Source organism: Streptomyces sp. NPDC024687 (assembly GCF_055559055.1).
Window position 1 is genome coordinate 523,737 of the sequence record NZ_JBVHLJ010000004.1, and the last position, 11,803, is coordinate 535,539.

Genomic DNA, 11,803 nt, shown 5'->3' on the forward strand with positions numbered 1-11,803 from the left:
GGCGCGTCTGGATCGACATACAGTGATGCTAGCGCTGCTAGAAAATATGTCGATGCTCTGCTAGCGTCGATCCTGTCTCCCTAGCGATGCTAGAAAAACGGAGCTCGGCATGACTGCCACCCGTACACCGTCGCGGTTCTGCTCAACCTGTTCATCCTGTTCATCGGAGCCCGCTTCCTGCTCCAGCCCCGCCTTGCCGCCGCCGGCTACGGCGTGCCCGCCAAGCCGGACGGCGACGCCGCCTACCTCGCGATCAAGGGGTTGCGGGACGCCACCTACGGCGTCCTGGGCCTGGCCCTCCTGCTCTTCGTGGGCGCCCGGGCCGAGGCCTGGTACATGCTCGTCGTGGCGCTGACCCCGCTCGGCGACACCCTGATAGTGCTGCGGCACGGCGGCACCAAGGCCGTGGCGTTCGGGATCCACTTCGCCACGGCGGTCGTTGTACTGATCAGTGCCGTGCTGCTCTTCCTCGTCTGAGCAGGTCCGTACCGATGTCAGGGGGTCCAGGAATGTCGCTGTTCATACCGAAGTTCGACCAGACCGTGATCGTCCGCGATGCCGAGGCCGAGGTGGTCGGGCGCGCTTCCACCGCGGTGAAGCTGCTGGCCGACAGCAGTGCGACCGGAGGAGCGCTGTCCACCCAGCGCGTCACCCTCACCGATGGAGCCGACGGCGCGCGCCCGCACTGGCACGACAACTCCGCCGAGATGTTCTTCGTGCTCGACGGCGCCGCCGAGCTCCTGTCCGGGGAGGACGTCGTCACCGCCGAGCGGGGCGACCTCGTCATCGTCCCGCCGGGCCGCCCGCACGCCTTCGCGGCCGTCCCCGGCGCCGACGCCGACCTGCTCATCGTCATCACCCCGGGCGTCGAACGCTTCGAGTACTTCCGCCACCTCCAGCGCGTCGCGCTCGGCGAGGTCACCCCGGAAAGCCTCCTCGAGGTGCAGGAGCTCTACGACAACCACTTCCTGAGGAGCGAGCCGTGGGAGCGGCGAAACCGGCCAGGCACGTGAGCGACGCGACCCGCGCGGTGACGGGTCCCCGCGAAACCGTTTAACGGCGTGATCACTCAGTAGATCTTGCCCGCCTTGGTCTCGGACTTCACGACCCGGACGCCCACGTCGGGACCGGCGGGTTGGATCCGACCATGCCGCCAGCGGGGTTGGCCATGGCGGACACGTCCTTGGCGAGTTCCTTCCTATCCGGCACTCACATATCTGTCCGCCTAGGTGCAGCCCCCTCGGGGCAGAGCTGTGCCCGTCCCAGCGGCGCGGATGCCGCCGACGGGAAGCCCTTTCACGCGATCGAACAGCGTCAAGTCAGCCGGTGCCGCACCAGGAAGCAGCGCGCGGCGGAGTACCGCCTCGTCATCTGGGAGCCGCAGCCGCAGTCCCGGGAGCGTGTCATGAACCACCTGCCGACGCACGCCCGTTACGCGGGGGCTGGCGGTGTGGTGGTCGCCCCGGGCTCGAAGGTGGCCAGCATCTGCTCCAGAGCGCGCTGGTCCGGCCCGACGAACGGGTCCGCGTCGGGCGCGCCCATGATGGTGTCGATCATGCGGTCGGTGAGCCGGACGGCCGGCGGGAGATGAGTGGAAAGCACGATCTCCGGGTCCATGCGCCGCAGTTGCTCGACCGTCGAGCGGTACTTCCCGGGATCCACGATGTGCACCCAGGGGCTGTCCACGGTGGCCCACATCAACTGCGCCGCCCGGAGATCGTCGGGCGACAGGTCGGAGGCGTGCCCGTTCTCGGCGATGTCCTCGCTCGGCATCGGCCCGCCGAAGCAGTCGGAGCTGTAGCAGACCCGGGTGCGGTCGTCGTAGAAGCCGACGGTGGCGGGGTTGTCGAAGAGCGGAGGCCGGAAGGCGTGCAGCGTGCGGTCACCGGCGTCGAGGCTCTGGCCGGGGTTGACCAGGCACACCCGGTCCAGGGGCAGTGGCCGTTCGGTCGACATGATTCCGGCGCCGATGAAGGTGGTCACCACCTTGCATCGCGGGGCGGCTTCCAGCAGGGCGAAGATTCCACCGGTGTGGTCGCGGTCTGGATGGGTCAGCCAGATCCAACGGACATCAGCGGGGTCCATGACCGAGCCCAGCGTGGCGACGAAGTCCCGGTCGGACAGGGAGAGCCCGGTGTCGACGACGACCGGTTCCCTGGCGAACAGGACGAAGGCGTTGGCAGGGAGAAATCCGATGCCCGGTACGTCGAGACTGTCCGCGAGAACGGTGGTGTCACTGCCCACCTTGTGTACATGCATGACGAACTCCGTGGTCCCCCCGGCGCGCCCGTACTGTTCCAGTCTCCTCCCGACCGCACCACGACGCCCGTCGGACAGCCGCAGATCGAACGGTCACGCAAGATCCTGTACTGGAGGTTCGTCGAAGAAGCGGCCCAGGCCCAGATCTGTGAACGGCTCGGTGTCTCCACCAGGCATGTCTCCCGGCTGCTGTCACGCACCCTGGAGCGGCTCCGCGAGGGCAGGTGCGGCGGTCTGGACGCGGGCGGCTTCGGCGGCAGCTTTCCTGCCTGCGAGGTAGTCGGTCCAGCAGCTGCGGCCCAGGTACGGGTTGCCGGTCTTCCAGGGATCGCGTGTGGTGGTCTCCTCCCAGCGCTGGTCGGTGAACTTCTCCCCGCGCTCCTGGCAGACCGGCCGCCGTGCCTCCCGTTCAGCGGCCCGGCGCTGCTCCATCAACTGACCTGTCCCACTGCAGGTTGGGCCGATCTCAGGCAAGCTGCACTGATCACCTGCTCGGAAGCTCAGGGCACCACCATGGAGGAGTGATCCCGACGAACAGCATTGAGCGCGCCACGGCCATCAGTCTGACCAAGGTGCAGGAGAGGGCACCTGATCTGGTCAGTCTGTACAAGGCGGCGGGTACCAGCGTGCGCACGCATGGGCTGCAGGACGTGCAGGCGGCGGTATATCTCGTGCTGGACCGCTCCGGGTCGATGCGGCCCTACTACCGAAACGGCACCATGCAGCACCTGGCTGAGCAGGTTCTGTCGCTGTCGGCTCACCTCGATGACGACGGCACCGTTCCCGTGGTGTTCTTCTCCACCGACGTCGACGGATCCACGGACCTGACGCTCAGCGGCTACCGCGGGCGAATCAACAAGCTGCACGAAAACCTCGGTCACATGGGACGCACCAACTATCACTGGGCCATGGACGAGGTCATCGACCACTACATGGAATCCGGCAGTCATTGCCCCGCCCTGGTCATTTTCCAAACCGACGGCGGCCCTACCAGCAAGTTCGCTGCCGAACGCTACCTGTGCAAGGCCGCTCGCCTTCCCTTGTTCTGGCAGTTCATCGGCTTCGGCGACCCCGACGACAACGAGTTCGCCTTCCTGCGCAAGATGGACACTCTCGCCGTCCCGGCCCGCCGCATCGTCGACAATGCAGGTTACTTCCACGCCGGCCGCACCCCACAAGCCATCCCGAACCACGAACTCTTCGACCAGCTACTGCAAGAATTCCCGGACTGGCTGGCTGCCGCCCGCACCGCAGGCATCCTGCAGTGAAACGGCCGCGCACACCGCCGTCACCAGCTCGTCTACATCGTCTTCCAGATAGCCGTCGGCCTCTCCCACGCCGCGTCCATCGGCGTCAGCCGGGAGCTGGCGCTGCGCAACCCGGCCGCGGCCCAGCGGCTGAAGAGCACGGCCCTGGCCTGCGCGGCGGCGGTGACGGCCGTGGTCGGACTGGTGTACGTGACCGTGCCCGGCCTGGTGCTCGCCCCCTTCTTCGACAACGGTGACGACCGGGCGGTCGAGATCGCCACGCAGTTGCTCCTGGTCGCCGCGGTCCTCCAGTTCTTCGACTGCACCCAGAACATCGGCGTCGGTCTGCTGCGCGGCCTCGACGACACCAAGGGCGGCTTCCGCATCACCCTCGTCGGCTACTGGCTCGTGGGCCTGTCCGCAGCGGCCCTCCTCGGCCTCGCCTTCGGCCTGGACACCCTCGGCCTCTGGCTCGGCCTCCTCACCGGCCTCGCCACCACCGCCGTGCTCCTCCTACGACGCTTCGACCGGGGCCTCGGCCGGCTGCCCCGAGCGACGGAACCGGCGCCGTCCCAGGCCTGATCGCCGGATCCCGGGCCCGGGGCAGGGCACAAGCGACCACGGCCGAGGCGGATGGCGTCCGTCGCGGCCGGCGGGTCATCCGGGGACCTGGGGCTCCTCACGGGCCCTCCGGTGAGCACGGTCCCCGGCTCTCAGCCGATGCGAGTTCCCGCGCGGCTGACCCGGATCCGGGGGGCCCCGCGCGGAGGGTGACCGTGAGGTCGCCGTTGCGGGCGAGGTCCTCACTCCGCGTCAGGGTGAGGACCTGGGGGGCTCCCACGGTGCCTCCGGCGGGCACGGCCCCGGTCCTCAGCCGATGCGGGTCCCCGCGCCGCTCACCCGGATCCTGGGGTCGCCCGTGCGCAGGGTCACCGTGAGCTCGCCGGGGCGGCCCAGGTCCTCACCCTGGTGCAGGGTGAGGACGGCATCTTCGGGGACCAGGCCGAACTCGCGGAGGTACGCACCGAACGCGGCGGCCGCGGCCCCCGTGGCCGGGTCCTCGACGACGCCGCCGACGGGGAACGGGTCACGCACGTGGAAGACGGTGTCCGACTCCCGCCACACCAACTGGACAGTGGTCAGGTCCAGTCGGTGCATCAGGGCCTCGAGGCGGGCGAAGTCGTACGCCAGGTCCGCGAGGCGGGCACGGGTCGCCGCCGCCAGGACCAGGTGGCGGGCGCCGGCGAAGGCGATCCGGGGCGGGAACGCCGGGTCGAGATCGGCGGCCGGCCAGTCGAGCGCGGCGAGCGCCTCGGTGAGGTCGGTCTCGGAGACCGCCTCGACATGCGGCTCGACACTGGTGAGCGTGGCCACGGCCGTCCCGCCCTCTTCGGTCACCGCCACCGGCACGGTCCCGGCGCGCGTCGCGAACACCAGCTCCCCGGGTCCGATCCGCTCCGCCAGCGCGAGAGCGGTCGCGACGGTGGCGTGCCCGCAGAACGGCACCTCGGCCTTGGGGCTGAAGTAACGGATGGTGAACACCCGCCCCTCCGGCCCGGCCAGCCCCTCCGGGGGCGCGGTCAGGAACGCGGACTCGGAGTATCCGAGCTCGGCGGCGACGGCCAGCATCTCGCCGTCGTCCATGCCGGTGGCGTCCAGTACGACTCCGGCGGGGTTCCCGCCTTCGGGGCTGCTGGAGAAGGCGGTGTACCGCAGGACCTCGGTGCGCGGCGCGTTCGTCGTCATGCTGACAGAAACGAGGGGCGGGCCGACAGCTATTCCCCGACCAGGTCCTCAGCCCAGGGCCCGGTCCAGGTTGAAGGCCGCGCTGATCAGGGCGAGGTGCGTGAACGCCTGCGGGAAGTTGCCCTGCTGCTCGCCGGTGTTGCTGATCTCCTCGGCGTACAGGCCCAGATGGTTGGCGTAGGTGAGCATCTTCTCGAAGGCCAGGCGCGCCTCGTCGATCCGCCCGGCGTGCACCATCGCCTCGACGTACCAGAACGAGCAGATCGAGAAGGTGCCCTCGTCGCCGCGCAGTCCGTCGGGGCTCGCCGTCGGGTCGTAGCGGTAGACGAGGGAGTCCGACACCAGCTCCTCGGTCAGCGCGTCGAGCGTGGACAGCCACTTGGGGTCGGTCGGCGCGATGAACTTGGTCAGCGGCATCATCAGGACGGCCGCGTCGAGCACGTCACCGTCCTCGTGCTGGACGAACGCCTGCCGGGTCTCCGACCAGCCCCGGTCCATGATCCGTCGGTAGATCGTGTCGCGGCACTCCCGCCAGCGGTTCAGGTCGGCGGGCAGCCCGCGCCGGTTCGCCATGCGGATCGCCCGCTCGATCGCCACCCAGCACATCAGCCGCGAGTACAGGAAGTTCTTGCGGCCGCCGCGGGTCTCCCAGATGCCCTCGTCGGGCTGGTCCCAGTGCTCGCACACCCACTCCACCAGCGTGCACACGTCGTCCCACTGGCCGCTGGAGATCGGCTTGGCCCACTTGTCGTAGAGGTAGATCGAGTCGATCAGGGCACCGTAGATGTCGAGTTGGAGCTGGTCGGCGGCCGCGTTGCCGACCCGGACCGGCGCGGAGCCCCGATGCCCTTCCAGATGGCCTAGTTCACGCTCCGTCAGATCGGTGCGGCCGTCGATGCCGTACATGATCTGCAAGGGCCCGGCGTGGCCGTCAGCGGACGGGCTGACGTGCCGGATCAGGAAGTCCATGAACGCCTCGGCCTCGCTGGTGAAGCCGAGGCGCAGCAGCGCGTACACGCAGAAGGCGGCGTCGCGCACCCACACGTACCGGTAGTCCCAGTTGCGCTCGCCGCCGAGCTGTTCGGGCAGGCTCGTGGTCGGCGCGGCCACGATGGCGCCGGTGGGCGCGTAGGTGAGCAGCTTGAGGGTGAGGGCGGAGCGGTGCACCATCTCCCGCCAGCGGCCCCGGTACTTGGAGGCGGACAGCCAGTGCCGCCAGTAGGCGACCGTGCTGTTGAACTGCTCCTCGGCCTCGGTGCGCGCGCACCGGCGCGGGGTCACCTCACCGCCGACCTGGTCCAGTGCGAACACCGCCGACTCGCCCTCGGAGAGCTTGAAGTCGGCGCGGGCGTCCGGCCCTTCGGTCTCCAGCGGCACGGTCGCGGTCAGGCCCAGCGACAGCTTGGGGGACTCGAAGACCGCGACGTCCCCGACCATGCGGAGGGTGTGCGGTTGGGCGCCGTAGTTGAAGCGCGGTGCCACGCGGGTGCGGAACGGGATCGAGCCGCGCACGCACACCACCCGCCGGATCAGCCGGTGCCGGTCGGTCTCCACCATGTCGCCGTCGACCGGCATGAAGTCCTGGACCTCGCCCACCCCGTCCTCGGTGTAGAACCGCGTGATCAGGACGTTGGTGTCGGGGAAGTAGAACTGCTTGGTCCGCGCGGGCACGGCCGCCGCCAGCTCGAAGGCGCCCCCGCGCTCCGCGTCCAGGATCGACGCGAAGACGCTCGGCGCGTCGAAGGACGGGCAGCAGTACCAGTCGATCGTGCCGTCGGTCCCGACCAGCGCCACACTGCGCAGATCGCCGATCAGACCGTGCTCGGCGATCGGCAGGTAGCCCGTGTGATCCCCAGGTGATCCGCTCATCGCAGCCTCCTGCGGATCAGCCTATGCAGGATCGGCCGCGGGTGTCACGGAAACGGCCCGAGCACTACGGGGTGCACCGTGCCTGCGTGCGAATGCTTGCTTGTGCTCGAAAAAGGGCTATATCTTGCAAGAGTAATCACGATGACAGAGAGGTACGGCATGACTCATGTCGAGGACGAGCTGACCAGTCAGCCCGAGTGCTGGACCCGGGCGGCGGCGGAGGCCGCGGATCACGCCCGCGCGCTTCCGGTGGCCGGGGAGCGGGTCGCGATCGTCGGGTGCGGCACCTCGTACTTCATGGCGCAGGCGGTGGCATCGCTGCGCGAGGGCGCCGGCCAGGGCGAGACGGACGCCTTCGCCGCGTCGGAGTTCCCGCACGGCCGCTCGTACGACCGTGTCGTCGCCCTCACCCGGTCCGGCACGACGACCGAAGTCCTCGACCTGCTGGGGCACTTGAAGGGAAGCACCCGCACCACCGCCCTCACCGCCGACCCCGCCACCCCGGTCATGACCGCCGCCGACGAGGTCGTCGTCCTCGACTTCGCCGACGAACGCTCCGTCGTCCAGACGAGGTTCGCGACCACCGCCCTCACCCTGCTCCGCGCCCACCTGGGCCTGCACACCGACGCCGTCGTCGCCGACGCCCGCACCGCACTCTCGACACCCCTGCCCGAAGGCCTCGTCGAGTGCACGCAGTTCACCTTCCTCGGTCGGGGCTGGACGGTCGGGCTGGCCAACGAGGCCGGGCTGAAGATGCGCGAGGCGTCCCTCGCCTGGACCGAGGCCTATCCGGCGATGGAGTACCGGCACGGCCCCATCAGCATCACCACCCACGGCACCGCCACCTGGATACTCGGCGAGGCGCCCGAGGGTCTGGCCGCACAGGTCCGGGAGACCGGCGCACTGTGGGTGCCGGGCACCCTCGACCCGCTCGCCGAACTGGTCCGCGTGCAGCGCCTCGCGGTCGCCGTCGCCGCGGCCCGCGGCCTCGCCCCGGACCGACCCCGCCACCTCACCCGCTCGGTGATCCTCGCCCGCCCCTAGGGCCCGTCTGATGGATCTCCGCGGCATCGTGACGCCCGGCACGCACGCTCACCGATCGCACGCACCGAACGCCGCTCCGTCTTGCACGGAGATCCATAAGAAGGGCCCGAAAGCCTGTCGGAGTGCGCGCGGCGTCGACTCCCTCCTCCGCTCCCGTCCCTCGCAGCCGACCTGATCCCCACCACAGGCCCTAGGAGACTCGTGCCCCTGGTCACCACCGGCGAGCTCGTCACCCGCGCCGCCGCCACCCGCTCCGCCGTCGCCGCCTTCAACGTCATCACCCTGGAGCACGTCGAGGCCGTCATCGCCGCCGCCGAGTCCCTGGACGCGCCCGTCGTCCTCCAAGTCAGCGAGAACGCCGTCAAGTTCCGCCACGGCAACCTCCTCCCGTTCGCCCACGCCGCCGTCACCGCGGCCCAACACGCTGCCGTACCCGTCGCGTTGCACCTCGACCACGTCCAGAGCGACGACCTGCTCCACCAGGCCGCCGACGCCGGCTTCGGTTCCGTGATGTACGACGCGGCCCACCTGCCCTACGCCGAGAACCTCGCGGCGACCCGGGCCGCGGCCGACTGGGCGCATGCCCAAGGGCTGTGGGTCGAGGCGGAGTTGGGGGAGGTGGGCGGCAAGCAGGGCCGGCCCCCGCTGGACGCCCACGCCCCCGGCGCCCGCACCGACCCCGCCGAGGCCCGCGCCTTCGTCGCCGACTCCGGTGTGGACGCCCTCGCCGTGGCCGTCGGCAGCGCCCACGCGATGACCGAGCGCACCGCCACGCTCGACCACGACCTCCTCGAACGACTCTCCACGACCCTGGACGTCCCCCTCGTCCTGCACGGCTCCTCCGGAGTCCGCGACGAGGAACTCACCGCGGCCGTCGCGGGCGGCATCGCCAAGGTCAACGTCGGCACCGCGCTGAACCTCGCGATGACCGGCGCGATCCGGGAGTTCCTGGCGGCTCACCCCGAGGTGGTGGACTCCCGGAAGTACCTGAGCGCGGGGCGGGACGCCATGGTCGAGGCGGCCCGGCGGATCATCCGGCTGCTCGGGCCGTGAGGACGGGCTGATAGAACCCGCCGGGGGCCGGATCGTGCCAGCGCACGTCGACGAAACCGGCCGCGGTCACGAACTCCGTCAGCTGCGCGCGGGTCAGCGCCCACGAGGTCGTACGCCGGACGCGGACGGCCCAGTCGTCCCGGTCACCGGGCCGCAGCTGGAAGTGCTCCTGGTCGTAGTGCTCGCCGTCCTCGTGCCAGTGCCACAGCTGGAAGGTGATCACCCGGCCGTCGGGGCTCTCGGAGACCTGCGGAGGTGCGGCCCCGGGCCTGGTCCGGCGGATCTCGTCGTAGTCCCTGAGGGTGAGCAGCAGCAGACCCCCGTCCCGCAGAACCCGCCGCATCTCCGCGAGCGCGGCCTCCACGTCCGGGGCCGTCAGAAGATGCGCCAGGGAGTTGTCGGCGCAGACGACCACGTCGAAGACGGACGGTACGAACGGCAGCCGCCGCATGTCCGCGGCCGCCGTCGGCAGCCGGGTCCCGCGCGCTGCGGCCTCCGCGCCGGCGCGGGCCGCGGCGACGGGACTGAGATCGCTGCCGACGACCCGGTGCCCGGCCAGCGCCAGTCCGATCGCCTGGGTCCCGATCCCGCACGAGCAGTCCAGCACCCGGTGCGGGCCCGGCCCCAGCAGGGCGCCCAGTACCGCCGCCTGCCGCGCCATGCTCGTGTCCCAGTCCGCGAAGATCCGGTGGTAGTCCGGAGCCAGCGAGTCGTAGAAGTCCCGCGCCGAGGAATCAGTCACTCGGCCTTTTTACCGCCTTGAGGACCACGAACTTGGGGTCACTGGCGACCAGTTGACTGTTGCCGAACAACTTCCGCAGCTTCACGTGGTACCCGAGGTGCCGGTTCCCGACGACCCACAGTTCGCCGCCGGGCCGTAGCGCCCCGAGCGCTCCCGTGAACATTCGCCAGGCAGTCGCGTCGGTGGTGGCCTGGTGGGAGTGGAACGGCGGGTTGGTGAGCACGAGGTCGACGCTGCCCGCCGGGACCCCCGTCAGACCGTCCCCGACCCGGAACTCCGCGTGCCCCGGCACCCCGTTCGCCTTGTACGTCCCCTCCGCCGAGGCCACGGCCTGGAAGGACTCGTCGACGAACAGCACCTCGGCCTCGGGGTCGGCCAGGGCCACGGCCGTACCGACGATTCCGTTGCCGCAGCCCAGGTCCACGATCCGCCGGGAGCCGCGGCTGTCCGGCAGGTGCTGGAGGAAGAAGCGGGTGCCGATGTCGAGCCGGTCCGCGCAGAAGACGCCCGCGTGGTTGACGACGGTCCGCCCGGAGGCGGCACCGATACCGTCCGGGAGGGTGTAGCCGTACGGCCAGGGGTTGGCGGGCCGGGCGCGCGACGGCTCCGGTGTGCAGAAGATGAGCCGGGCCTTCTGTTCGGCCAGCGAGGTGCGGGTCGGCCCGAGGATCCGCTCGAACAGCCGGAGCGTCGAGGTGTGGATCTCCTTCACCATGCCGGTGCCGACCACCACGGTGCCCTCGTGCACGGCGGGCGCCAGTCGCGACAACTGGTCCTCCAGCAGGGCCAGGCTCTTCGGCACGCGCACCAGCAGGACATCGACGCGGCCGGGTGGCGGGTCCTGCGTGGTGAGGAGCTGGACGGCACCGGGCTCGACACCTGCGCGTTCGAGGTTGGCGCGGGTCGCCTCCTGGCTGAGGAAGGAGTCGGTGATCTGCACCGGCCGGTGCGCCGCCAGCGCGGTCACCAGGGCGCCCCAGCGGTCGCCGAGCACGACGACCGTGCCGGACAGCGGCACCCCCTCGTCCGCGAGATGCCTCAGCAGATACGCGTCGGAGGCGTCCCAGGCGCGCAGCCGGTCACGCGGGTCCTCGGGGAAGCGGGTGAGGGCGAGCTCGCCCCAGGGCGTCGTCATTCGGTCGTCCATCGTGCGTCCAGGCTAGCCGAGCCGCAGCTCAGGCCCGCTCGGGCAGGATGGAACCATGGAAGCCGAGCTGTTCCCCAGAGCCCGCACGGAGATCGCGCCGGGCGCGGTGCACCTGCCGGACTGGCTGGACCCGGCACGACAGCGCGAGCTGCTCGCGGCCTGCCGGGAGTGGGCGCGCCCGCCCGCCGGACCGCGCACGGTCCGCACCCCCGGCGGCGGCACGATGACCGCCCGGCAGGTCTGCCTGGGCCGGCACTGGTACCCGTACGGCTACGCCCCCACGGTCGTCGACGGCGACGGGGCACCGGTGAAGCCCTTCCCCGACTGGCTGGGCGAACTGGGCCGGGAAGCGGTGCGGGACGCCCTGGACACCGAGGTCTCCGGTTACGACATCGCACTGACAAACTCTACGACGGCGACGCCCGCATGGGCATGCACCGCGACAGCGACGAGAAGTCGGACGCCCCCGTGGTCTCCCTGAGCCTCGGGGACACCTGTGTCTTCCGCTTCGGCAACCCCGAGACCCGGACCAGGCCGTACACGGACGTCGAGCTGCGCACCGGCGACCTGTTCGTCTTCGGCGGCCCGTCGAGACTCGCGTACCACGGGGTGCCCCGCGTGCATCCGGGCACCGCCCCGCCCGAGTTGGGGCTGACCGGGCGGCTCAACATCACGCTGCGCGTCAGCGGCCTCTGA

11 protein-coding genes and 3 pseudogenes are annotated in these 11,803 nt (G+C 70.6%); 8 read left to right on the plus strand and 6 right to left on the minus strand.

Annotated elements, in window-relative coordinates; translation table 11 throughout:
• Positions 1–138 precede the first annotated feature (138 nt).
• Entirely contained in the window at positions 139–477 is a 339-nt protein-coding gene (locus ACZ39I_RS19010; protein WP_467245704.1) for a DUF4267 domain-containing protein, read from the plus strand.
• Between the two features lie 32 nt (positions 478–509).
• Positions 510–1,013 carry a cupin domain-containing protein gene (locus tag ACZ39I_RS19015; protein WP_467245504.1) on the plus strand — a complete coding sequence of 168 codons (504 nt, stop codon included), beginning with the start codon at positions 510–512 and terminating at the stop codon, positions 1,011–1,013.
• Positions 1,014–1,431: 418 nt separating this feature from the next.
• Here the strand turns inward: ACZ39I_RS19015 and ACZ39I_RS19020 are convergent, their stop codons facing one another.
• Positions 1,432–2,259 (minus strand): MBL fold metallo-hydrolase, encoded by an 828-nt coding sequence (locus tag ACZ39I_RS19020; protein ID WP_467245505.1) that lies wholly within the window; start codon positions 2,257–2,259, stop codon positions 1,432–1,434.
• 87 nt (positions 2,260–2,346) lie between these two features.
• Here ACZ39I_RS19020 and ACZ39I_RS19025 point away from each other — a divergent pair.
• Positions 2,347–2,481 (plus strand): annotated as a pseudogene (locus ACZ39I_RS19025) (sigma factor-like helix-turn-helix DNA-binding protein); the annotation flags it as partial.
• Here the strand turns inward: ACZ39I_RS19025 and ACZ39I_RS19030 are convergent.
• Positions 2,452–2,691: a hypothetical protein gene (locus tag ACZ39I_RS19030; protein ID WP_467245714.1), complete on the minus strand. Its 240-nt coding sequence runs from the start codon at positions 2,689–2,691 to the stop codon at positions 2,452–2,454. The pseudogene ACZ39I_RS19025 and the gene ACZ39I_RS19030 overlap by 30 nt on opposite strands.
• An 89-nt stretch (positions 2,692–2,780) precedes the next feature.
• Here ACZ39I_RS19030 and ACZ39I_RS19035 point away from each other — a divergent pair, with 89 nt between their 5' ends.
• Together ACZ39I_RS19035 and ACZ39I_RS19040 are read left to right on the plus strand one after the other, a co-directional pair.
• A complete protein-coding gene (locus ACZ39I_RS19035) occupies positions 2,781–3,527 on the plus strand; it encodes a vWA domain-containing protein (protein WP_467245506.1) in 747 nt (248 codons plus the stop codon).
• Positions 3,528–3,531: 4 nt separating this feature from the next.
• Positions 3,532–4,088: pseudogene (locus ACZ39I_RS19040) on the plus strand (MATE family efflux transporter); the annotation flags it as partial.
• A gap of 288 nt (positions 4,089–4,376) precedes the next feature.
• On the opposite strand, the gene ACZ39I_RS19045 reads toward ACZ39I_RS19040, so the two are convergent.
• Complete coding sequence (locus tag ACZ39I_RS19045) at positions 4,377–5,252, minus strand: PhzF family phenazine biosynthesis protein (protein ID WP_467245507.1); 876 nt, start codon at positions 5,250–5,252, stop codon at positions 4,377–4,379.
• 48 nt (positions 5,253–5,300) lie between these two features.
• Entirely contained in the window at positions 5,301–7,121 is a 1,821-nt protein-coding gene (locus ACZ39I_RS19050) for a glycoside hydrolase family 15 protein (protein ID WP_467245508.1), read from the minus strand.
• A gap of 159 nt (positions 7,122–7,280) precedes the next feature.
• Between ACZ39I_RS19050 and ACZ39I_RS19055 the strand changes: the two genes are divergently transcribed.
• Together ACZ39I_RS19055 and ACZ39I_RS19060 are read left to right on the plus strand one after the other, a co-directional pair.
• A complete protein-coding gene (locus tag ACZ39I_RS19055; RefSeq protein WP_467245705.1) occupies positions 7,281–8,165 on the plus strand; it encodes an SIS domain-containing protein in 885 nt (294 codons plus the stop codon).
• 201 nt (positions 8,166–8,366) lie between these two features.
• Positions 8,367–9,218 (plus strand): class II fructose-bisphosphate aldolase, encoded by an 852-nt coding sequence (locus ACZ39I_RS19060; RefSeq protein WP_467245509.1) that lies wholly within the window; start codon positions 8,367–8,369, stop codon positions 9,216–9,218.
• Here ACZ39I_RS19060 and ACZ39I_RS19065 read toward each other — a convergent pair.
• Both ACZ39I_RS19065 and ACZ39I_RS19070 read right to left on the minus strand, forming a co-directional pair.
• Complete coding sequence (locus ACZ39I_RS19065; RefSeq protein ID WP_467245510.1) at positions 9,196–9,960, minus strand: class I SAM-dependent methyltransferase; 765 nt, start codon at positions 9,958–9,960, stop codon at positions 9,196–9,198. The genes ACZ39I_RS19060 and ACZ39I_RS19065 overlap by 23 nt on opposite strands.
• The gene (locus tag ACZ39I_RS19070; RefSeq protein WP_467245511.1) at positions 9,953–11,095 is read right to left on the minus strand and encodes a methyltransferase; all 1,143 of its coding nucleotides are present in this window, start codon (positions 11,093–11,095) and stop codon (positions 9,953–9,955) included. The genes ACZ39I_RS19065 and ACZ39I_RS19070 overlap by 8 nt, the downstream gene beginning before the upstream one ends.
• A 67-nt stretch (positions 11,096–11,162) precedes the next feature.
• Between ACZ39I_RS19070 and ACZ39I_RS19075 the strand changes: the two are divergent.
• Positions 11,163–11,803 (plus strand): annotated as a pseudogene (locus ACZ39I_RS19075) (alpha-ketoglutarate-dependent dioxygenase AlkB family protein).

Excerpts from the sequence above, each read along its gene's own strand:
- ACZ39I_RS19015 (WP_467245504.1), top strand. The coding sequence starts at position 510 with ATGTCGCTGTTCATACCGAAGTTCGACCAGACCGTGATCGTCCGCGAT.
- ACZ39I_RS19020 (WP_467245505.1), bottom strand. The coding sequence starts at position 2,259 with ATGCATGTACACAAGGTGGGCAGTGACACCACCGTTCTCGCGGACAGT.
- ACZ39I_RS19030 (WP_467245714.1), bottom strand. The coding sequence starts at position 2,691 with ATGGAGCAGCGCCGGGCCGCTGAACGGGAGGCACGGCGGCCGGTCTGC.
- ACZ39I_RS19045 (WP_467245507.1), bottom strand. The coding sequence starts at position 5,252 with ATGACGACGAACGCGCCGCGCACCGAGGTCCTGCGGTACACCGCCTTC.
- ACZ39I_RS19050 (WP_467245508.1), bottom strand. The coding sequence starts at position 7,121 with ATGAGCGGATCACCTGGGGATCACACGGGCTACCTGCCGATCGCCGAG.
- ACZ39I_RS19055 (WP_467245705.1), top strand. The coding sequence starts at position 7,281 with ATGACTCATGTCGAGGACGAGCTGACCAGTCAGCCCGAGTGCTGGACC.
- ACZ39I_RS19070 (WP_467245511.1), bottom strand. The coding sequence starts at position 11,095 with ATGACGACGCCCTGGGGCGAGCTCGCCCTCACCCGCTTCCCCGAGGAC.